25 protein-coding genes are annotated in these 20,272 nt (G+C 64.4%); 9 read left to right on the top strand and 16 right to left on the bottom strand.

Going from position 1 to position 20,272, the window contains the following annotated elements:
• Window positions 1-54: 54 nt before the first annotated feature.
• Together MRBLSP13_RS16580 and MRBLSP13_RS16575 are read left to right on the top strand one after the other, a co-directional pair.
• Window positions 55-732 carry a prolyl hydroxylase family protein gene (locus MRBLSP13_RS16580; RefSeq protein WP_363755601.1) on the top strand — a complete coding sequence of 226 codons (678 nt, stop codon included), beginning with the start codon at window positions 55-57 and terminating at the stop codon, window positions 730-732.
• Between the two features lie 177 nt (window positions 733-909).
• Entirely contained in the window at window positions 910-1,380 is a 471-nt protein-coding gene (locus MRBLSP13_RS16575) for an RcnB family protein (protein ID WP_363738731.1), read from the top strand.
• A 340-nt stretch (window positions 1,381-1,720) separates the two neighbouring features.
• On the opposite strand, the gene MRBLSP13_RS16570 is transcribed toward MRBLSP13_RS16575, so the two are convergent.
• Window positions 1,721-3,313: a lysine--tRNA ligase gene (locus tag MRBLSP13_RS16570; protein WP_363738729.1), complete on the bottom strand. Its 1,593-nt coding sequence runs from the start codon at window positions 3,311-3,313 to the stop codon at window positions 1,721-1,723.
• A 349-nt stretch (window positions 3,314-3,662) separates the two neighbouring features.
• Here MRBLSP13_RS16570 and MRBLSP13_RS16565 point away from each other — a divergent pair, with 349 nt between their 5' ends.
• From MRBLSP13_RS16565 to MRBLSP13_RS16550, 4 genes are read left to right on the top strand one after another with little or no spacing between them, the layout of a single operon-like run.
• Window positions 3,663-4,019: a PilZ domain-containing protein gene (locus tag MRBLSP13_RS16565; RefSeq protein WP_133653539.1), complete on the top strand. Its 357-nt coding sequence runs from the start codon at window positions 3,663-3,665 to the stop codon at window positions 4,017-4,019.
• 52 nt (window positions 4,020-4,071) lie between these two features.
• On the top strand, window positions 4,072-6,837 hold the full coding sequence (locus tag MRBLSP13_RS16560; RefSeq protein WP_363755599.1) for an ATP-dependent DNA helicase: 2,766 nt from the start codon (window positions 4,072-4,074) through the stop codon (window positions 6,835-6,837).
• Complete coding sequence (locus MRBLSP13_RS16555) at window positions 6,834-7,376, top strand: SixA phosphatase family protein (protein ID WP_363738726.1); 543 nt, start codon at window positions 6,834-6,836, stop codon at window positions 7,374-7,376. Before MRBLSP13_RS16560 ends, MRBLSP13_RS16555 begins: the two co-directional genes overlap by 4 nt.
• Before the next feature lie 9 nt (window positions 7,377-7,385).
• On the top strand, window positions 7,386-7,907 hold the full coding sequence (locus MRBLSP13_RS16550; RefSeq protein ID WP_363738724.1) for a GNAT family N-acetyltransferase: 522 nt from the start codon (window positions 7,386-7,388) through the stop codon (window positions 7,905-7,907).
• A 17-nt stretch (window positions 7,908-7,924) separates the two neighbouring features.
• Here the strand turns inward: MRBLSP13_RS16550 and MRBLSP13_RS16545 are convergent, their stop codons facing one another.
• The 6 genes from MRBLSP13_RS16545 to rpmF all read right to left on the bottom strand — a co-directional run bounded on the left by MRBLSP13_RS16545 (window position 7,925) and on the right by rpmF (window position 11,201).
• Entirely contained in the window at window positions 7,925-8,290 is a 366-nt protein-coding gene (locus MRBLSP13_RS16545; protein WP_363738962.1) for a MerR family transcriptional regulator, read from the bottom strand.
• Window positions 8,291-8,361: 71 nt separating this feature from the next.
• Window positions 8,362-8,658, bottom strand: a complete 297-nt coding sequence (gene ihfA, locus MRBLSP13_RS16540; protein WP_007687990.1) for an integration host factor subunit alpha — start codon at window positions 8,656-8,658, stop codon at window positions 8,362-8,364.
• 44 nt (window positions 8,659-8,702) lie between these two features.
• A complete protein-coding gene (locus tag MRBLSP13_RS16535; RefSeq protein WP_363738722.1) occupies window positions 8,703-8,921 on the bottom strand; it encodes a hypothetical protein in 219 nt (72 codons plus the stop codon).
• 41 nt (window positions 8,922-8,962) lie between these two features.
• Window positions 8,963-9,931, bottom strand: a complete 969-nt coding sequence (locus MRBLSP13_RS16530) for a beta-ketoacyl-ACP synthase III (RefSeq protein WP_363738720.1) — start codon at window positions 9,929-9,931, stop codon at window positions 8,963-8,965.
• Window positions 9,928-10,953 carry a phosphate acyltransferase PlsX gene (plsX, locus tag MRBLSP13_RS16525; protein WP_363738961.1) on the bottom strand — a complete coding sequence of 342 codons (1,026 nt, stop codon included), beginning with the start codon at window positions 10,951-10,953 and terminating at the stop codon, window positions 9,928-9,930. The genes MRBLSP13_RS16530 and plsX overlap by 4 nt, the downstream gene beginning before the upstream one ends.
• Before the next feature lie 68 nt (window positions 10,954-11,021).
• Window positions 11,022-11,201: a 50S ribosomal protein L32 gene (rpmF, locus tag MRBLSP13_RS16520; protein WP_013848214.1), complete on the bottom strand. Its 180-nt coding sequence runs from the start codon at window positions 11,199-11,201 to the stop codon at window positions 11,022-11,024.
• Window positions 11,202-11,410: 209 nt separating this feature from the next.
• Between rpmF and MRBLSP13_RS16515 the strand changes: the two genes are divergently transcribed.
• Window positions 11,411-11,842, top strand: a complete 432-nt coding sequence (locus MRBLSP13_RS16515; protein ID WP_363755597.1) for an MAPEG family protein — start codon at window positions 11,411-11,413, stop codon at window positions 11,840-11,842.
• Window positions 11,843-11,845: 3 nt separating this feature from the next.
• Here the strand turns inward: MRBLSP13_RS16515 and MRBLSP13_RS16510 are convergent, their stop codons facing one another.
• From MRBLSP13_RS16510 to MRBLSP13_RS16490, 5 genes are all read right to left on the bottom strand, one after another.
• On the bottom strand, window positions 11,846-12,502 hold the full coding sequence (locus tag MRBLSP13_RS16510) for an MBL fold metallo-hydrolase (RefSeq protein ID WP_363738715.1): 657 nt from the start codon (window positions 12,500-12,502) through the stop codon (window positions 11,846-11,848).
• 101 nt (window positions 12,503-12,603) lie between these two features.
• The gene (locus MRBLSP13_RS16505; RefSeq protein ID WP_363738713.1) at window positions 12,604-13,029 is read right to left on the bottom strand and encodes an RrF2 family transcriptional regulator; all 426 of its coding nucleotides are present in this window, start codon (window positions 13,027-13,029) and stop codon (window positions 12,604-12,606) included.
• A 56-nt stretch (window positions 13,030-13,085) separates the two neighbouring features.
• The gene (locus MRBLSP13_RS16500) at window positions 13,086-14,150 is read right to left on the bottom strand and encodes a glycerophosphodiester phosphodiesterase (RefSeq protein ID WP_363755595.1); all 1,065 of its coding nucleotides are present in this window, start codon (window positions 14,148-14,150) and stop codon (window positions 13,086-13,088) included.
• The gene (locus MRBLSP13_RS16495; RefSeq protein WP_133653549.1) at window positions 14,147-14,503 is read right to left on the bottom strand and encodes an ArsC family reductase; all 357 of its coding nucleotides are present in this window, start codon (window positions 14,501-14,503) and stop codon (window positions 14,147-14,149) included. Before MRBLSP13_RS16495 ends, MRBLSP13_RS16500 begins: the two co-directional genes overlap by 4 nt.
• A 17-nt stretch (window positions 14,504-14,520) precedes the next feature.
• Window positions 14,521-14,901, bottom strand: a complete 381-nt coding sequence (locus tag MRBLSP13_RS16490; RefSeq protein WP_133653550.1) for a RidA family protein — start codon at window positions 14,899-14,901, stop codon at window positions 14,521-14,523.
• Between the two features lie 135 nt (window positions 14,902-15,036).
• Between MRBLSP13_RS16490 and MRBLSP13_RS16485 the strand changes: the two genes are divergently transcribed.
• A complete protein-coding gene (locus tag MRBLSP13_RS16485) occupies window positions 15,037-15,342 on the top strand; it encodes a hypothetical protein (RefSeq protein ID WP_363755593.1) in 306 nt (101 codons plus the stop codon).
• A gap of 144 nt (window positions 15,343-15,486) precedes the next feature.
• Window positions 15,487-16,062: a thermonuclease family protein gene (locus MRBLSP13_RS16480; protein ID WP_363738706.1), complete on the top strand. Its 576-nt coding sequence runs from the start codon at window positions 15,487-15,489 to the stop codon at window positions 16,060-16,062.
• A gap of 67 nt (window positions 16,063-16,129) precedes the next feature.
• On the opposite strand, the gene MRBLSP13_RS16475 is transcribed toward MRBLSP13_RS16480, so the two are convergent.
• From MRBLSP13_RS16475 to MRBLSP13_RS16460, 4 genes are all read right to left on the bottom strand, one after another.
• Window positions 16,130-16,642, bottom strand: a complete 513-nt coding sequence (locus tag MRBLSP13_RS16475; RefSeq protein ID WP_363738704.1) for a glycine zipper 2TM domain-containing protein — start codon at window positions 16,640-16,642, stop codon at window positions 16,130-16,132.
• Window positions 16,643-16,827: 185 nt separating this feature from the next.
• Window positions 16,828-17,883 (bottom strand): ribonucleotide-diphosphate reductase subunit beta, encoded by a 1,056-nt coding sequence (locus MRBLSP13_RS16470; protein WP_363738702.1) that lies wholly within the window; start codon window positions 17,881-17,883, stop codon window positions 16,828-16,830.
• 18 nt (window positions 17,884-17,901) lie between these two features.
• A complete protein-coding gene (locus MRBLSP13_RS16465) occupies window positions 17,902-18,144 on the bottom strand; it encodes a hypothetical protein (RefSeq protein ID WP_363755591.1) in 243 nt (80 codons plus the stop codon).
• A 45-nt stretch (window positions 18,145-18,189) separates the two neighbouring features.
• A complete protein-coding gene (locus tag MRBLSP13_RS16460; protein WP_363738698.1) occupies window positions 18,190-20,160 on the bottom strand; it encodes a ribonucleoside-diphosphate reductase subunit alpha in 1,971 nt (656 codons plus the stop codon).
• Between the last annotated feature and the right edge of the window lie 112 nt (window positions 20,161-20,272).

The raw sequence follows: 20,272 nt of genomic DNA, 5'->3' as shown, positions 1-20,272 counted from the left end.
GTTCCGGGCCCTTTTCATTTGCGCCGAACGCCCGCACGGTGGCAGGAGAGCGGCATGAGCGAGATTGTTGACGATGGCGGGGTCGCCTCCGCAGCACGGGCGCGGATCGGAGAGATGGTGCGGGCGCGGCTGGACCGTAATCCGATGGTCAGCCGGATCGATACGCCAAGACTCGAAATCTATGGACGGCAGGAATTTCTGAGCGCGGAGGAATGCGACGGCCTGCGGGAACTGATCGATGCGGGCGCGCAGCCCTCCACCCTGTTTTCAGGCAGCGCCAATGCCGATTACCGCACCAGCGCAAGCTGCCATCTCAGCCCCTGGAGCCCGCTGGTCAGCGGGATCAGCGACCGGATCTGCGCGCTGATGGGCCTGGCCGGAGAGCATGGCGAAACCCTGCAGGGGCAACGCTATCAGCCCGGGCAGGAATATAAGGCGCATTGCGACTATTTCCCGGTGACCGCCAGTTACTGGCCGGCCATGATGAAATCCGGCGGGCAGCGGAGCTGGACGGCGATGATCTACCTGTCGCCGGTGGAGGCGGGCGGGGAAACGCATTTCCCCCATTGCGAATTCATGGTCCCGCCTGTCGAGGGCATGCTGCTGATGTGGAACAATATGGAGCGGGATGGATCGCCCAACCTCCTCAGCCTGCACGCCGCGCGTCCGGTGGAGCGAGGCGTCAAATATGTCGCCACCAAATGGTTTCGCGAGCGTCCCTGGAAGCCCTGAGTGCCACGGATGCTGATACAAAGTGCGACATAAATGACTGATTCCTGACCGTTTCATTCCCGACATGTTCAGGTGACCGGGTGCATATCTGTCTTCGTGGTCGGCGGAACCGGCGGGGCGCGGGAAAGTTACCCTCTCCCCACCGGACTTCAGCCACCAGGCAATGGGAGAAGACCTATGCGTAAATTCATTATCTTGGGCCTGATGGCCGCAACAGTGATGCCGGGCGCCGCCATGGCCCAGTCTCGCGCCGAGGTGCGCGACAGCGCCCGTGATCTGCGCCACGAACAGCGCGACCTGCGCGATGCCGAGCGCTATGGCAGCCGGCACGACGTGCGGGAAGAGCGGCGCGACGTGCGCGAGGCGCGGCAGGAATTGCGGGAGGATTGGCGCGATTACCGCCGTTCGCACCGTGACGTCTATCGCGGCGGCAACTGGCGCGCTCCGTTCCGCTACAACCGCTGGGAGGTCGGCGCGCGGCTTCGGCCGACCTATTACAGCTCGCGGTACTATATCGCCGATCCCTATCGCTATCGCCTGCCGCGCCCCGGCGTGAACCTGCGGTGGGTGAGGCATTATAACGACGTGCTGCTGGTCAATGTGCGGACCGGCAGGGTGATGGAAGTGCATCGCGGCTTCTTCTGGTAAGCAGCAGAGCGGTTTCCAGGCACGCGAACTGATCGCTGATCAGGAACCGCGGAAAGCAGGGAAGCTGGAGCGGCGATCTGGATCGATCAGATCGCCGCTCCAAAGCTCAATCCGAGCCTGCCCAATCCAAGCCTGAATGACGAAACGGCCCCCGACGAATGTCGAGAGGCCGTTTCCTTTGGCGCCAAGGCGCCGATGGTCCAGCCTGCACCCCTTGGCCGCGCCGCTCGTTTCCGGGCGGGCGCGGCCGATGGCACGCGCCAGGCGCGCCATCAGTCCGAAAGGGGGTGGACCATATGCCGAAACGCCCGGCGCCCCGTTATGTTCCGCCGTCCCCCGTTCAGGCGGCCAGCGCCTCCCCGATCAGCCGGCGGCTGTTTTCCACGCCGTATAGCGCGATGAAGCTGCCCATGCGCGGCCCCTGGTCGGCACCCAGCAGTGTCTGGTATAGCGCCTTGAACCAGTCGCGCAGCTCGGCAAAGCCATAGGCTTCGTCCTTGCCGATAGCATAGACGATATTCTGGATATCCTCCGCCGTGGCGCCTTCGGGCAGGGCGGCGAGTTCCGCGTCCAGCTTGCGCAGGGCGGCGGCTTCGCTCTGGGTGGGCGCGCGGCGCTTGAGCGTCGGGGCGACGAAATCCCGGTGATAGGCCAGCGCGTGGCCGATCAGCGCGTCCAGCTCCGGATAGCTTTCGGCATTGGCATCCGCGACATAATTCTGGAGATAGCCCCAGACCTGTTCGCGGCTGGCGTCGCCCATCACGCCGACCAGGTTCAGCAGCAGGCCGAAGGTCACCGGCAGGCGTCCCTGCGGCAGCTTGCCATCATGGATATGGTGGACCGGATTGCCGAGCTGCTGCTCCACCGGCTGGCCCGGATAATTGCCGCGGAACTGCCAATATTCGTCGACCGCGCGGGGAATGACGCCCATGTGGAGCTGCTTCGCCTTCTTCGGCTCGCGATAGGCGTAGAAGGCCAGGCTCTCCTGCGGGCCATAGGTCAGCCATTGCTCGAGGCTGAGGCCGTTGCCCTTGGACTTGGAGATTTTCTCGCCCTTTTCGTCGAGGAACATCTCGTAATTGAAGCCTTCGGGCGGGCGGGCACCCAGGGCGCGGCAGATCTTCGAGCTTTGCGTGACGGAATCGATCAGATCCTTGCCCGCCATCTCATAATCGACGCCCAGTGCGACCCAACGCATCGCCCAGTCGACCTTCCATTGCAGCTTGGCGGCGCCGGACAGGATCGACTGCTCGATCACCTCGCCCCCCGGAACAGAGTTGTCCTCGAAGCGGACCAAGCCCTTGTCGGCATCGATCACCTCGACCGGCACCTGAAGCACGATGCCGCTGCTGGGCGAGATCGGCAGGACCGGCGAATAGGTCGCCTGCCGTTCCTTGCGCAGCGTCGGCAGCATGATGTCCATGATATCCTGATAATGGCGCAGGACATTCTTCAGTGCGTCGTCAAAAACCCCGGACCTGTAGCGCTCCGTCGCGGAGACGAATTCATAGTCGAAGCCGAAGCGGTCGAGAAATTCCCGCAACATCGCATTGTTGTGATGCGCGAAGCTTTCATATTTCCCGAACGGATCGGGCACCTGCGTCAGCGGCTTGCCCAGATGCTGCGCCAGCATCGCCTGGTTGGGCACATTGTCCGGAACCTTGCGCAGGCCGTCCATATCGTCGCTGAACGCAATCAGGCGGGTCGGCACGTCCGACAGCGCATGAAAGGCGTTGCGCACCATGGTGGTGCGCAGCACTTCGTTGAACGTGCCGATATGCGGCAGGCCCGAGGGGCCATACCCCGTTTCGAACAGCACATGGCCTTTTTCAGGCGCGCCGTTCTGATAGCGCTTCAGGAGCTTGCGGGCTTCCTCATAGGGCCAGGCCTTGGACGCCTGCGCGGCGGTGCGGATGTTTTCGGACACGGTCATGATGCGTCCCCCTAAGCATTTTCGCGGCCGTTGGAAACATCTGACGAATCGGAAAACAACATGATGGAAAGCAGGTCGGCAAAGCCGGCGTTAACGTCGATCAATGTCCAGACCGGATGCAAGGCAGCGGTTCCAGGTGCCGAAATGGAGATGAACGGCGCTTTTCGAGACCCGATGTTTAACTTTGATTAACCCTGATGACCTATATTTATCGGGAGCTTAGAGCTGGTGTGACCATGACGCGGTTGCGGAACGGCAAGGCTTGCCGGGTACTGGCCAGGTCGCGACAGACCGCCCGACCGATCCGCCTCATGGTCAGGCCAGCCCTTCACACAGCTCAGGAGGGACCATGCAGCCGCGCAGCCGTCAAAGAATAGCCGTCGATATACCCGTCGTCGTGACGACCGTGCTCGACAGCCTTGAAGGAACCATCGTCGACCTGAGCGAAGGCGGCGCCCAGATTGCAGGCTGCGGCTTGCCGGTGCGCAGCCAGTGCCAGATCGACTATGACGGCCATATCGTTTTCGCCACGGTGCAATGGTCCGAAGAGGATCGTATGGGCATCCGCTTTCCCTATGAGCTGACGGACGGACCGCTGTTCGACCGGCTGGAGATTGCACGGGCGGCGCGGCTTGCCCCGACGGCCTTTGCGCCGCGTTCGCCGGCACCGCGACCGGCGGGCGGTTTTGGCCGTCGCTTCAGCTGAATTCCGCGCTTTTCAGGTTTCCCTTTTGTTCCCGTTGTCCTAAGCGGGACGGGTGATCGATCCCGCCGCCCTGCCCGCCCTGCATGCCAGCCATGGCGGCATCTGGATCAGGGAGGGGGATCGGACCGCGGCCGTTCCCAAGGGCACGGCCATTGCGCGGACGGCCGAGACGCCGACGCTGCTGCTGAACGCGCCGCTGACCGGACAACGGCTGGGTTATCCCGATCTCAATGGCCTGGACCTGCTGGAACTATGGGCCTTCATCCATCCCGCGCGCTTTCTGGTGCCGACGCCCAAGGGGCTGGCGGAAGCGTTGAACCTGCCTCGTCCGGCCAGTGAATCGGATATTCCCGCATTGTTGCAGGCGGCGACCGGCGCGCTGCTGGCGATGCTGGAATCCCCTGCATGGATCGAGCGCGAGGGCGGCTGGACGGCGGCGCAATCGCTGCACCGGCTGCGCTGGCCCTGGGCGCCGCTGGTGGCGCCGCGCATTGCCCGGCCGAAGGAAGCGGAGCGCTGGCTCTTTTCCAAGTTGCCCGAATGGGAGGAAAGCCCGCCCCGCCCCGCCCCGCGCGCCATATCGCTGCAATCCGATGCAGTGGTGGCGCGGTTGCAGCAATTGACCGGCACTGGCGCCGAGGCGCGGCCGGGGCAACAGGCCTATGCCGCCGCAGCGGTGGAGGTGTTCCACCCCAGGGCGCATCGCGACCAGCCCAACATGCTGCTGGCGGAAGCCGGAACGGGGATCGGCAAGACGCTGGGCTATCTCGCCCCTGCATCGCTCTGGGCCGGGGAAGCACAGGGCACGGTATGGATTTCGACCTATACCAAGGCTTTGCAGCGGCAACTGGACCGGGAAAGCCTGCGCCTGTTCCCCGATCCCGCCGTGGCGGCGAAGCGGGTGGTGGTGCGCAAGGGGCGGGAAAATTATCTTTGCCTGCTGAACCTGGAGGATGCGCTGCAGGGCGGCTTTGCGGGGCGAGCGGCGATATTGGCGCATCTGGTCGCGCGCTGGGCGGCGTTCACCAAGGATGGCGACATGATCGGCGGCGACCTGCCGGGATGGTTGCCGACGCTGTTCCGGCGCAACGGATCGACGGCGCTGACCGACCGGCGCGGCGAGTGCATCTATGCGGGCTGCCCCCATTATCGGAAATGCTTCATCGAGCGATCGGCGCGGGCATCGGCGGATGCCGACATCGTGATCGCCAATCATGCGCTGGTGATGATCAATGCGGCGCGAGGGCGCGAGACCGGACAGGCGCCGCAGCGCATCGTGTTCGACGAGGGCCATCATCTGTTCGATGCGGCTGATTCGACCTTCTCCGTCGCGCTTTCCGGGCAGGAGGCGATCGAACTGCGCCGCTGGGTCATGGGGCCGGAGGGTAATTCGCGCGGGCGGCGGCGCGGACTGGCGGCGCGCCTGTCCGACCTTGCCAGCTATGACGAACAGGGCGGCGAGGCGATCAGGGCGGCGGCGGACGCGGCACGGGCGCTCCCGGCCGATGAATGGCTGAAACGGGTCGTCGCCGGGGAACCCTTCGGGCCGGTCGAGGCGCTGCTCGCTGCGGTGCGCGGCACTGTCTATGCGCGGGCGGCAGACGGCGGTGAGGCGGATGCCGGCTATGGGCTGGAGACGGAACTGGCCGAACCGGACGGGACGCTGGTCGAGGCAGCACAGGAGGCGGCTCGGGCGCTCGACAGTCTGCTGCGCCCCCTGACCCATCTGGGCAAGCGGATGGAGGCGGTGATCGAGGAAGCGCCCGACTGGCTGGACGGCGCGGCGCGGGCGCGGGTCGAGGGGGCGATCGCCTCGCTTGGCTGGCGGCGCGATCTGGTGACGGCCTGGCTGGCGCTGCTGGCGCGGATCGGTGGACCGGCGGACGCGGATTATGTCGACTGGCTGGCCGTGGAGCGGATCGAGGGGCGAGAATATGACATCGGCATCCATCGCCACTGGCTGGACCCGACCCGCCCGCTGGCGCAGGCGGTGCTGAAGCCGGCGCAGGGCGTGCTGATCACCTCGGCCACGCTGAAGGGCGGCGGCGACTGGGACAATGCGATGAGCCGGAGCGGCGCCAACCACCTGCCGCGAGGGGCCGGGCGGTTCGAGGCGAACAGCCCCTTCGATTATCCGGGCCGGTCGGAAGTGCTGATCGTCACCGATATCAAGCGCGGCGACATTGCGGCGCTGTCCGGCGCCTATGCCCGGCTGATCGAGGCGGCGGGCGGCGGAACGCTTGGCCTGTTCACCGCGATCCGGCGGCTGCGCGCCGTGCATGCGCGGATCGCGGACCGGCTGGCGCGGGCGGGGTTGCCGCTTTACGCGCAGCATGTGGACCCGATGGATACGGGCACGCTGATCGACATTTTCCGCGACGATCCCCGCGCCTCCCTGCTTGGTACCGACGCGCTGCGCGACGGCGTGGATGTGCCCGGCCATTCGCTGCGGCTGGTGGTGATGGAGGGGGTGCCCTGGTCCAAGCCGACCGTCCTGCATGCCGCGCGCAAGCTGGCGGCCAGCAATCAGGGCGGCGGCGGCAGCGCCTATGACGATCGGCTGATCCGGGCGCGAATGGCGCAGGCCTTCGGCCGGCTGATCCGGCGGGCGGAGGACCGGGGAAGCTTCGTCATCCTGTCCGCGGCCATGCCCAGCCGATTGTTGAGCGCCTTCCCCCCCGGCACGCCGATCCGCCGCCTGACGCTGGACGAGGCCATCATATCCGTCAGCGGCCAATCCCGCGCTGGTCTTAACGGGAATGCAACGCTAGGGCTTCAGGGACTCGACGCCGGCACCCACGACCTGGAGCAAAAATGAAGCGGTTGATCCTGTTCCGTCACGCCAAGTCCGATTGGGACGATCCGGTTGCGCGGGATTTCGACCGGCCGCTGAACAGCCGGGGGGAAAAGGCGGCCCTGGTGATGGGCCAATTCGCCAGGGCGCAGAATATCCGTTTCGACATGGTGGTCGCTTCCCCGGCGGTGCGGGTGGTGGAAACGCTCAATGTCTTCTTCACCGGCTATGGCGAGGTGATCGATCCGCATTGGGACCGGCGCATCTATCTTGCCTCCACCCCCACCCTGTTCGACGTGATCCGCGACCTGCCGGACGATGTCGACAGCGTGCTGATGTCGGGGCATAATCCGGGGCTGGAGGAACTGGTCCTCGACCTTGTCCCCGATGATGGCGCCAGCCCGCTGCGCGAGGATGTGGAGGTGAAGTTCCCGACCGCCTCCATCGCCGTCATGGACCTGCCCATCGCGCATTGGAGCGAGGCAAAGCCCAACATCGCCACCCTGGCCCGCTTCACGCGGCCGCGCGACCTGGACCCGGCACTGGGGCCGGGGTCGCGCTGAGCAGCGCCGATGACGCCGATCCACTGGCGATGGGCGGAGCCGCGCGATGCCGCGGCGCTGTCGCTGCTGGGCGGCGCAACCTTCCTCGCCAGCTTTGCCTATGATCATCCGGGCGACGCCCTGATTGCCCATGTCCGGACCGCCCATGGGGAGGATTTCTATGCCGCGGCGCTGGCCGATGCGGATCAGGCGGTGCTGATTGGGGAAACCCCGCTGGGCGCGCCGGTGGGCTATGCGCTGCTGGCGCCGCCCAGGCTGCCGATCGAAACGCGGCAGGACGATCTCGAACTCAAGCGCATCTATCTCCTCTCCGGCTGGCAGGGCGGCGGCAATGGCGATGCTCTTCTGGCACGGGTGATGGAGGAAGCGCGGCAACGCGGCGCAAGGCGCATGTTGCTCGCGGTCTATACCGACAATGCGCGGGCGCAGCGCTTCTATGCCCGGCATGGATTCGTGGAGATAGGCGAGACCGTCTTCATGGTCGGCAACGTGCCGTTTCGCGACCTGATCTACGCAGCGCCGGTGGTTTGATCACCACCGGCATAGAGCTATTCGCCTATCGCCCTGGCCAGCGTTGCGCGGATGGCCTCCAACCGGGGAAGCAGATCGGCGCCCCGGGTCGATTCGGCATGGCCTGCCCGGGGCGGCGCGGATGATGTCCGCACCGAATCGCCGCCGCCTTCGCCCAGCGCCTTTTGCGCACCCTTCACGGTGAAGCCCTCGACATTCAGCAGATGGTTGATGCGCCGCACCAAGGCCACGTCGGCGGGCCGGTAATAGCGGCGATTGCCCGATCGCTGGAGCGGGCGCAACTGGGTGAAGCGGGTTTCCCAATAGCGCAATATATGCTGCGGCAGATCAAGTTCGCTTGCCAGCTCGCTGATCGTCAGAAATGCGCCCTCTGCCTTTTCCATGGTCATGATGTTGCACCCTTAGCGGCGCAAAGGTCAACCTTCGGGAAAATAGCCGTTTTGGCGGGCCGTTTTCAGGCCGAGGCGACGCGGTCCCGCATCGTCTGGCTGGCGCGGAAGGTCAGCACCCGGCGCGGTTCGATCGGCACTTCGACACCCGTCTTCGGGTTGCGGCCCATGCGTTGCGTCTTGTCGCGCAGGACAAAGGTGCCGAAGCTGGAAATCTTCACATTTTCCCCGCGTTCCAGCGCGGCGGACATATGCTCCAAAATGGATTCGATCAGGGTTGCCGCTTCTGCCCGCGAAAGGCCAATATGACGGTTCACGCTCTCCGCGAGATCCGCGCGCGTCAGAGTTCCGTTACCGCTCATCCTATGTCCCCACCATGACACCCGTCGAGCCTAAACGCGGGTGATCACTCGATAATGTGCGCGATTCCTAATGATTCGGCAAGATGATCGATCGCCGAAATCCTTAAAAAACCGTGAAAAATCGACATGGTAACGGTCCCAAAAGGGAGCTTGGCGGAATGGGGGACGCAGATGCGGTCCATCGGGGGCGGAATCAGGCACGTGGCGGTCGTTGCGGCAGTGATCGGCAGGTGGATCGGGACAAAGGAACGAAGCTTTTCCATCCCCTTATCCGCGACATGGCAACGCGGTGCCAGGCGGCCCTTTACACCCGCAGGACGCAGGCGCCCCAGGTGAAGCCGCCGCCCATCGCCTCCAGCACCAGCAGCTGGCCGGGCTGGATGCGGCCATCGCGCATGGCAAGGTCCAGCGCCAGGGGTACCGACGCGGCGGAGGTGTTCGCATGGCGATCGACCGTCATCACCACCCTTTCCGGCGAGAGCTTCAGCTTGCGCGCGGTCGCGTCAAGGATGCGGGCATTGGCCTGATGCGGCACCAGCCAGTCGATCTCCGACGTTGCAAGGCCGGCAGCCTCCATCACTTCGGTCAGGACCGAGGCAAGATTGGTGACGGCGTGGCGGAACACCTCCTGCCCCTTCATCCGCAGCTTGCCGACGGTCTGCGTCGTCGAGGGGCCGCCATCGACATAGAGAAGCTGGTTGTGCCGGCCATCGGCATGGAGTTTCGAGGCTAGGATGCCGCGCTTGCCGTCGGCGCTTTCCTCCGCGCCCAGCACCACCGCCCCCGCTCCGTCGCCGAAGAGCACGCAGGTGGTGCGATCTTCCCAGTCCAGGATGCGACTGAAGGTTTCCGAGCCGATGACGATCGCGTTCCGGGCCGTGCCCGACCGGATCATGCTGTCCGCGACGGTGATGGCATAGAGGAAGCCGGAGCAGACCGCCGCCACGTCGAACGCGACGCAGTCATCGATGCCGAGCGCCGCCTGCACGATGGTGGCCGTGGCCGGGAAGGTCTGATCGGGCGTGGCCGTCGCCAGGACGATGAGGTCGATGTCCTGCGCCGACAGGCGGGCAGCCTCCAGCGCCGCCTTCGCCGCGTCGGTGGCAAGGCTGGCGGTGGTTTCGCCCTCTCCCGCGATGTAGCGCATGCGGATGCCGGTGCGCTCCACGATCCATTCGTCGCTCGTGTCCACGGTCCTGGCCAGTTCGGCATTGCTGACGGAGCGGACCGGCAGGGCGGAACCCGTGCCCAGGAGAACGGATCGGCGAATCACTTTGCGGGCAGCTCCATCCTGGATGCGGGGGCAGTCAACCCCTCGATCCCGTGCATGTCGGCGGCGATGCGCCGGGTGATGTCTTCCTCCAGCAGCCGGGCGGCGACATGGACGGCATTGGCGACGCCCTTGTCATTGGCGCTGCCATGGCTTTTCACGACCACGCCATTGAGGCCGAGGAAAACCGCGCCATTATGGTTGTTCGGGTCGAGATGATGGCGCAGCAGGTGCATTGCGGGCTTGGATATCAGGAAGCCGAGCTTCGAGCGAATCGAACTGGTGAAGGCCGTGCGCAGCAGGTCGGTGACGAAGCGGGCGGTGCCCTCCGCCGTCTTGAGCGCCACATTGCCGGAAAAGCCGTCCGACACGATGACGTCGACATCGCCCCGGCCGATCTTGTCGCCTTCGGTGAAGCCCTCGAATGACAGCGGCAGGCTGGTCGCGGCGCGCAGGATCGCGGCGGCGTCGCGGATCTCCTCCGTGCCCTTCATCTCTTCCGTGCCGATGTTCATCAGGCGAACGCGAGGACGCTCAAGGTCGAGGGCGATGCGGGCGTAGGCGGCGCCCATCACCGCGAACTGGACGAGATTGCGGGCGTCGCATTCGGTGTTGGCGCCCAGGTCCAGCATGACCACGTCATTGTCGCCCAGCGTCGGCAGCATGGCGGCCAGCGCAGGCCGGTCCACGCCCTTCATGGTACGGAGCGCCAGCTTCGCCATCGCCATCAGCGCGCCGGTATTGCCCGAAGAGACGGCCGCGCCGCAGGTTCCCGCCTTCACCGCCGCGATCGCCATGCTCATGGAGCTGGTCTTCTTTCGGATGGCGACGCTGGGCTTGTCCCCTGCATCCACGACATCGGGCGCGTGGACGATTTCCGACGCGGCGCGCAGATTGGGATGACTGTCGAGCGCGGACTTGATCCGCACCTCGTCTCCGAAAAGGGTGAAGCGCAGCCCTTCGTGACGGCGACGGGCGAGCGCCACGCCCGCCATCATCACGCGTACGCCTTCATCCCCGCCCATCGCGTCTATTGCGATTCGCGGTTGGCTGGACAAGTTAACGCACCCTTTTCAGGAGAAATGCTTGAGCGTCAGGCCCCGACCGCGACAACTTCACGGCCGTTATAATGGCCGCAGGCGTCGCAGAGATTGTGCGGGCGCTTGAGTTCGCCGCAGTTCGAGCATTCCTGATAGGCCTCGACGCGCAGCGAGTCATGGCTGCGGCGCATGCCGCGGCGGGACGGGGACGTTTTCCTCTTGGGGACAGCCATGTCGGCACCTTATTCCATAAATTGATCTGTTAGTGCGACTGGCCGTATCCGATGGATGTCGACGCCAACGGCGCCGCAGACCCATGCGGCCCGGATGATCGCGAAGCCCTGCGCCTATAGCGTTTTTTGGCCCATGCGCAAGTCCTTCTTGCCCCGGCGGGCCGCCGCCCTATTCTTGCGGGCGTCTCGACAAAAGGGGGGTAAATCCGATGTTGCTGCCGATAACGCTGACGCTGGCCGCGGCCTGCGCGCTGCTCAACATGTGGCTGGGCGTGCGCTGCGCGCGAATCCGGATTTCCGACCGGGTGATGCATGGCGATGGCGGCAGTGCGCTGCTGGCCAAGCGGATGCGGGCGCATGCCAATTTCATCGAATATGTGCCGGTGACGCTGATCCTCTTCGGACTGGTGGAACTGGCGGTCGGGGCGTCGATCTGGCTTTGGATCGCGGCGCTGGTGCTGGTGCTGGCGCGAATCGCCCATGGATTTGGGATGGATGCGGACAAGCCCACCGTCTGGCGTGCGGGCGGGGCGCTGCTGACCTGGGCGGTGATGGTCGGCATGGCGGTGACGGCACTCTATGTCGCCTATGGCGCGACCCGCGCAATGCCGGCGCCGCCCGCCATGGCGATGATCCGGTAGGGATCAGGCCAGCACGGCATCCCCGACAAAGGGGTTGGTGCGCCGTTCATGGGCGAAGTTGCTCATCGGCCCATGTCCGGGGACGAAAGCCGTGTCGTTGCCCAGCGGCCATAGCTTGCCCGTGATCGCGTCGATCAGATCCTGATGATTGCCCATCGGAAAGTCCGTGCGGCCGATAGAACCCTGGAACAGCACGTCGCCGACGATGGCGAGCTTGCTGGGGGCGTGGTGGAAGACGACGTGCCCCGGCGTATGGCCGGGACAGTGATAGACGTCGAGCGTGAGATTGCCGACCGTGACGCGGTCGCCATCCTTCAGCCAGCGATCAGGTTCGAAACTCTCGCCATTGATGCCATATTTGCGACCGTCCTCATCGAGCCGGTCGATCCAGAAACGGTCGGCCTCATGCGGACCTTCGATCGGCACGCCCAGGTCGCGAGCCAGCATGCCCGCCTGACCGCAATGGTCGATATGGCCATGGGTGACGAGGATCTTCTCTATGGTGACGCCTTGCTGCTCGGCCGCCCTCTTGAGCACCGGCAGGTCGCCGCCAGGATCGACGAAGGCGCCGCGATTGGTCGCCGTGCACCAAAACAGCGTGCAATTCTGCTGGAGCGGAGTGACCGGGATCAGGGTGGCTTTGAGAGGTGGAGTCGTCATGGCGTTGATGTGGCGAAGCTGCGCGTCCGGCGCAAGGCTTTGGGCAGGAGCCGGGCATTCGCATCCGGCGGGAGGAACGGAAATGGCTCGGATCGAGCCTCTTACCCCATTTCCTCCGTCGCGAAGGGTTCGGCCAGGCTGATGCTGTCCAGCACCTTGGCAGTCTCGTCGCGTACACGAAGCATCACGCGGTGCAGGCGGCATTCCGATTCGGGCAGGCAGTTGGTGCAGGTTTCATGCGCGAAGCGGCTGGCGCAGGGCGTGAGCGCGAGCGACCCGCGCGTCAGCCGGACGATGTCGCCATAGCTGATGTCGACCGGGGCCAGCGCCAGCCAGTAGCCGCCATCGCGCCCCCGCTGCGTGGCGACCAACCCTTCGCGCGACAGTTCCGACAGGATCACGGTCAGGAATTTGGAGGGGATATTCTGGCGCGTGGCAATCTCACCCAAGGGCACCGGACCCTGGCGATAGCGGTCTGCGAGATGTTGGAGAGCGCGGATAGCGTAACGGGTCTTCTGCGAAAGCATAAGGCTGTTATTCGCTTCCGCCGCAGGTTTGACAAGTCATCAGCGAGAATGAACCATCAGGGCGCGGGCTTCAGCGCCTCGCGCGCCTGCCTGGGAAAATCGCTGAACATGCCGTCGACGCCCGTGCCGGCGACTGCCCTTGCATAGCCGGCAAAATCGCCCCGGCCCTGCGGATCGTCGGGACGCTGGAAGGCCGTGGGCAGGAAGCTGTTTTCCATGCGCAGCGTCCACACATGGACCTGCAGCCCGGCCTGATGGGCGCGATCGACAAGGCCGGTCGGCCCCTCCGGCGCCAGCACCATGGCTGTCGGCGGGCCGATGCCGTCGGCATAGTCGGCGATCTGCTCCAGCCCCCTGGTCGTCATCATGTCGGCATAGGTCGTGCCCGGCGCATCGGCCGGACCGCCCTCCCCATCCACGAGCTGGATCAGGCGCAGGCGGGTCACTGCGCGCAGGGCCTTGAGGTTCCCGACCTCAAAGGACTGGATGAAGACCGGATCGGCCTCCGTCTGATAGCCATATTGGCTGAGCAGAGCGAGCAAGGGCGCCTGATGGGGCAGGCCGATGCCGGCGAAATAGCTCGGATGCTTGGTTTCGGGATAGACGCCGATGCGGCGGCCGGTCTCCGCCTCCTTGGCTCGCACCAGCTTCAATATCTCCTCGAAGGTCGGTATCGGATAGAGGTCATTGAAGCGGCTGTTGGCGGGACGGAGCGCGGCCAGGCGCTCGCGGGCGCGCAGCGTACGCAATTCCGCCAGCGTGAAATCCTCGGTGAACCAGCCGGTCACCTGTTGCCCGTCGATCGTCCTGGTGGCCTTGCGGGCGGCGAATTCCGGATGGTCCGCGACGTCGGTCGTGCCGCCTATCTCATTTTCATGCCGGGCGACGAGGACGCCATCCCGCGTCAGCACCAGGTCCGGCTCGATATAGTCGGCGCCCTGATCGATCGCGCGCTCATAGGCGGCGAGCGTATGTTCGGGCCGCTCGCCGCTGGCGCCGCGATGGGCGATGATGAGGGGTTCTGCCCCGGTCTCTGCCATCACAGGCGCCGCCATCAACAGGGTGAGGAGGAGGATGGCGGCCCGATGGACGACCGGCCGCAGCATCCTCCCCAGGATCATGCCTTCACGCCCTCCAGTGCATCCTCATAGGTGGTCGCCTTGAAGCCGACGATGGTGCGGTCGCCCAGGTCCAGGATCGGTCGCTTGATCATCGAGGGGTTGCTCATCATCAGCAGCACCGCCTTTTCCGCGTCGATATGCGCCTTGTCGCCCGCATCCAGCGCCTTGAAGGTGGTGCCGGAACGGTTGAGGATGGTTTCCCATCCATGCTCCATCACCCATTCCTCCAGCTTTGCCTTGTCGACGCCCGACACCTTGTAGTCGTGGAAACCGTAGGCCTTGCCGCTATTGTCGAGGAAATTGCGCGCCTTCTTGATCGTGTCGCAATTCTTGATGCCGTACATGGTCAGCATGGCCATTATCCCCCAAATTACCCGCGATATGCGGTGACTTCGATCTCGATTTTCATCTCCGGCTTGATGAGGCCGGTGACGATGCAGCTCGCGGCGGGGCGGAGGTCGCCGAAGACCGGCGCGGTCGCCTCCCCCAGCACGTCCCAATAGGCCGGGTCCGTGATGTAATAGGTGACGCGTACCACGTCCGCGAAGGAAAAGCCCGCCTCCTCCAGCGCCCGGCCGATGACCTTCAGCGCGTTCCGGCCCTGGTCGACGACGGATTCGGGCATGGCCCTGGTTTCGGGATCGGTGCCGGTAGTGCCGGCGACGAAGCACCAGTCGCCCTGTACGACGGCGCGCGAATAGCCGACCTGCGCCTCGAAAGGCGAGCCGGAGGAAATGAGCTGGCGGGGCATGGAAGTTCCTTGTGCAGAACGAGGCGAAAAGGATCGTGGCGGCTCTTGCCCCGTTCGCAGGATGCTGTCCAGCGCCTTTTGCCGGGCGGGAACGGGGCGGGCCGCCGGCCGTTGGAGCGGGGAAGGAGACAGAGCATGAACCGACCCGACAACAGCCCCTTCCCCGATACGGGCGAGGAGAATGGCGAACAGGACGAAGCGGGTTCGCAGGCGCAGGACGTGGCCGATGAGGCGCGGGCGCGATCGACGGATCTGGCCGAGGACAGCGAGCGCGGCGGCCGGCCCAATCCGGCCCAGATCCTGCCCGACGACACGCCCGATCTGGTCGAGAGGATGGAGGAGATGAACCGATCCGGCCGGATCGACAATGACGCCTTCGCCGGCGAACCGCAGATGGACGATGAGGAGGATATATTGGGGCCAACCGAAGACGAGGATTAGGGTTCGGTTCGGGATGCGGCATAGGCGGGGTCAGCAAGGGTCCTGCTGATCAGGCCAACGGTTTGCGCGAATGATCTTTGATCCCGGTCGGATCGGACGATTTTCGCACGAGACGGGAAGCGCGCTCCCCGTTATGGGCGCGTCATGGGTAAAAGGTCGGGGAAGGCGCGCGGGGAGCGAATCTGGCTGGCGGAGGCTGGCCGCGCTGGTCGAGGGCGCCTGCGACCCAGGAAGCGGGGATATCCGTCCATTGCCGTCCTGGTCGTCGGCGGGGTGCTGGTCGGCGCGGCGCTGGGCTGGTTCGGGCCGGATCTGCTGCAACGCGTCCAGCAGCATTGGCATGAACCCGCCTCGCCTGCCTCAAGGGACAGCCTGTCGGCGCAATTCGGTTTCTGCCATGTCGGCGGCGGCGTCAATTGCGTTGTCGATGGGGACACCTTCTGGTTCCATGGCGAAAAGGTGCGGGTCATGGACATCGATGCGCCGGAAACGCACGGGCCGCGCTGTGCCGAGGAAGCCGCGCTAGGTGTGCGGGCAACGCAGAGACTGCAACAGTTGATGAATGCCGGCCCTTTTTCTCTGGAGAGTGGAGACCGGGAGACCGACCGCTATGGGCGCGCATTGCGGGTAGTGACGCGGGGCGGTCAATCGATCGGCGAGGTGCTGGTGGCCGAAGGGCTGGCGCGCGAATGGGACGGTGCGCGGCATCCATGGTGTTGAGGGCCTGATGTTGACGGCCTGATTTCGGGCGGTTCGTTGAGGGAGGGCCTTCGCCCTCCCCCGCGGTTTAGCGGCAGTTCAGATTGCCGCGATCGACTTCCCGACCCAGTAGCGCGCCAGCGCCTGCACCGATCAGGATGCCTGCCGTGTTCGAACGGCCGCGGTCGAGCTGACCACCAAGCAGGCCGCCCAGCGCCGCGCCGACGATCAGGCCGGTGGTGCCGTCCGAACGGCGGCAATAATAGCGGTCGTCATAGCCGCGATAGATGCGGGTGGAACGGGTCACGCGGATCGGCTCATAGCCGTCGCGATAATAGCGATCGGGCCGATAATAGCGGCCATAGCGCGGGTCCGGCCGGTTCCAGTCATAGCTGTAGATCACGCCGCCAGGACGGCGCCAGCCTTCGTGCCGGCCATTGTCGTGACGCCCTCCATGCTTCCAGTCGTCGCGGCCATGACCGCGCTCCCCACCGCGACCATGCCCCGCCCATGGCGGCGGATCAGCGGCTGCCGGAGCAGCGCTCAAGGTTACCGCGCCAAGCGACAGGGCGGCGAAAGCGGCTTTCAGGTTGAATCTCATCTCTGGTTCCCACGGTCCAATTATCGATGGGAGCACAACAAACCAAGGCGGATAAATGTTTCATGAACGGAACAAAACGCAGCGTTCATATAGGGGTCAGTTTGCCGGCCGGCGGCTGTCAGGAAAGCATTCCCTTGGTCGAAGGGCGACACCGCTGTCGCGGCGCCGCCTTTCCCGTTTCGCGATTACTCCGCCGCGATTCCCGCCGCCTTGAACATGTCCGGATCGCCCGCCTCGTCGGCATTGGCGGCAGTGCCGCCCTTGAGCTTCGTGCGGCGGTCGAAGGCATCCCATACGTCGTTCCACTGGCCGCGGGTCGCCGCCTTCGAATATTCCGTCGCGCGGGTTTCGAAGAAATTGGCATGCTCCACGCCGTTGAGCAGCGGGGTCAACCAGGGGAGCGGGTGCTCGTCGATCATGTAGATGGGCTTGAGGCCCAGCTGCCCCAGCCGCCAATCCGCGATGTAGCGGACATATTTCTTGATGTCCTTGGGCGTCATGCCGGGGACCGGGCCCATTTCGAAGACCAGGTCGACGAAGGCGTCCTCGATGCGGACGGTCTTCTGGCACATGTCCATGATGTCGTCCTTGACCGACGCGGTCAGGCAGTCGCGTTCCTTCACGAAGGCATGGAAGAGGCGGACAATGCCCTCGCAATGCAGCGTCTCGTCCCGGACGGACCAGCTTACGATCTGGCCCATGCCCTTCATCTTGTTGAAGCGCGGGAAGTTCATCAGCATCGCGAAGGAGGCGAAGAGCTGGAGCCCCTCTGTAAAGCCGCCGAACATGGCCAGCGTCTTGGCGATATCCTCGTCCGTGTCGACGCCGAACTGCTGGAGATAGTCGTGTTTGTCCTTCATCTCCTTATATTGCATGAAGGCGCTATATTCGCTTTCGGGCATGCCGATGGTGTCGAGCAGGTGCGAATAGGCGGCGATGTGGACCGTTTCCATGTTGCTGAAGGCGGTCAGCATCATCTTGACTTCGGTCGGCTTGAACACGCGGCCATATTTTTCGTGGTAGCAGTCCTGCACCTCCACGTCGGCCTGGGTGAAGAAGCGGAAGATCTGCGTCAGCAGATTGCGCTCATGGTCGGAAAGCTTCTGCGCCCAATCACGGCAATCCTCGCCCAGCGGCACTTCCTCCGGCAGCCAGTGAAGCTGCTGCTGGCGCTTCCAGAACTCATAGGCCCAGGGATATTCGAAGGGCTTGTAGACCTTGCTGGCTTGAAGAAGAGGCATGGTGGTTACTCCGGGCGATCAGGTGAGCGCAGCGGCAAGGCCAATCAGCGCAATAATAAATCCAATTACGGTCAGAAGCCACGCATGAACGCGGTTCATGATCCGATCAAACGCGGTCAATGGAAGCGGCTCGGTTCCGGCCGCTTTGAGGATCGCAGATTCAGCCAATGAAATGCTTTCATCAGGCTTCCGTCGCAAACTGGAAATGCCCAGGAGAAGCATTCCCATCCCTATGGCAGCCATGACGACCAACTGCGTCACCACGATCCTCCTGCTCGGTCAAAGTACCACTTTGACCGAAAATCATCACTGGCAGGCGAGGCACTCGTCATAGTCGGTGGTCTCGCCAATTTCGAATTTCGGGGCGTCGATGGTGTTGTCGGCCTCCACGCCGCCTGCGAAGCCAGCGCGTTGGACCGACTTGGAGCGCAGATAATAAAGCGACTTGATGCCCAGTTCCCACGCCCGGTAGTGGAGCATGAGGAGGTCCCATTTTTCCACGTCCGCCGGGATGAACAGGTTCAGCGACTGGGCCTGGTCGATATAGGGCGTGCGGTCGGCGGCCAGTTCGAGCAGCCAGCGCTGGTCGATCTCGAAGCTGGTCTTGAACGTGTCCTTTTCTTCCTGGCTAAGGAAGTCGAGATGCTGGACGCTGCCGCCCTTTTCCAGGATCGAATTCCAGACGGCGGTCGAATCCTTCGCCTTTTCGACCAGCAGCTTTTCCAGATAGGGATTCTTGACCGAGAAGCTGCCGGACAGCGTCTTGTGCGTGTAGATGTTCGCCGGAATAGGCTCGATACAGGCGGACACGCCGCCGCAGATGATGCTGATCGACGCCGTGGGCGCGATCGCCATCTTGCAGCTGAACCGCTCCATCACGCCCATGTCGGCGGCGTCCGGGCACGGGCCGCGCTCGACCGCGAGCTGCATCGAGGCCTCGTTCACCTTCTCGTTGATATGCTTGAAGATGCGCAGGTTCCAGCTTTTCGCCATGGCGCCTTCAAAGGGAAGCCCCCGGGCCTGGAGGAAGGAGTGGAACCCCATCACCCCCAGGCCCACTGACCGTTCACGGCTCGCACTATATTTCGCCCGCGCCATTTCCGGCGGCGCGCGGTCAATATAGTCCTGCAGCACATTGTCGAGGAAGCGCATGACATCCTCGACAAAGCGCCCGTCGTCCTTCCACTCATCCCATGTTTCGAGATTGAGCGAGGAGAGACAGCAGACAGCCGTGCGGTCATTGCCGATATGGTCGCGACCCGTCGGCAAAGTGATTTCGGAACACAGGTTCGATGTCGACACCTTGAGGCCCAGATCGCGATGATGCTTGGGCATCGTGCGGTTCACGGTGTCGTTGAAGACGATATAGGGTTCGCCGGTGGCGAGGCGGACCTCCACCAGTTTCTGGAACAGCGCGCGGGCGTTGACGCTGCCACGCACCGACTGGTCCTTCGGGCTGCGCAGGGCGAAATCCTTGCCGTCGCGCACCGCTTCCATGAACTCGTCGGTCAGGAGGACGCCGTGGTGCAGGTTCAGCGCCTTGCGGTTGAAGTCGCCACTGGTCTTGCGGATTTCCAGGAACTCCTCGATCTCCGGATGGGAGATGTCGAGGTAGCAGGCGGCCGAACCGCGACGCAGGCTGCCCTGGCTGATCGCAAGGGTGAGCGAGTCCATCACGCGGACGAAGGGAATGATGCCGCTGGTCTTGCCGTTGAGGCCCACCGGTTCGCCAATGCCGCGCACATTGCCCCAATAGGTGCCGATCCCGCCCCCACGCGAGGCAAGCCAGACATTTTCGTTCCAGGTGTTGACGATGCCTTCCAGACTGTCGTCGACAGAGTTCAGATAGCAGCTGATGGGCAGGCCGCGGCCGGTGCCGCCGTTCGACAGGACCGGCGTCGCGGGCATGAACCAGAGGCGCGAGATATAGTCATAGACGCGCTGCGCATGGTCGGCATCGTCGGCATAGGCGGCCGCGACGCGGGCGAACAGATCCTGATAGGACTCGCCGGGCAGCAGATAGCGGTCCTGCAGCGTATCCTTGCCAAATTCGGTCAGCAGCGCGTCGCGGCCAGCATCGGTCACGACATGGAAACGCCGCTCCAGCACGGTGGACGAGCCGGGCGTGGGATCGGCCTTGGGCGCCGGCGCCTGATCCACCGGTGCCTGTTCCGAAGGAACTGGGGCCTTCTTCTTGTCCGCCACGGTTTCGACCACTTCGTCAATCACGGTTGCCACGTCGCCTGCACTCACCTGTTCGCTGTCTCGAAAATCCATGACCAACTCCCCCGAATGTTCCTGTTTCGTTCGATTCGGTCAAGCCGGTGCCGGCCGGGCCGAACGAATGTAGCATTATCGACCCGGTCAGGCACGGAGATGGGGCCAGCAG

Origin of the sequence: Sphingobium sp. LSP13-1-1.1 (assembly GCF_040676415.1) — a bacterium.
Lineage (GTDB): Bacteria > Pseudomonadota > Alphaproteobacteria > Sphingomonadales > Sphingomonadaceae > Sphingobium.
The sequence above is the reverse complement of the archived record's forward strand: the minus strand, read 5'-3'. Positions and strand labels throughout refer to the sequence as shown.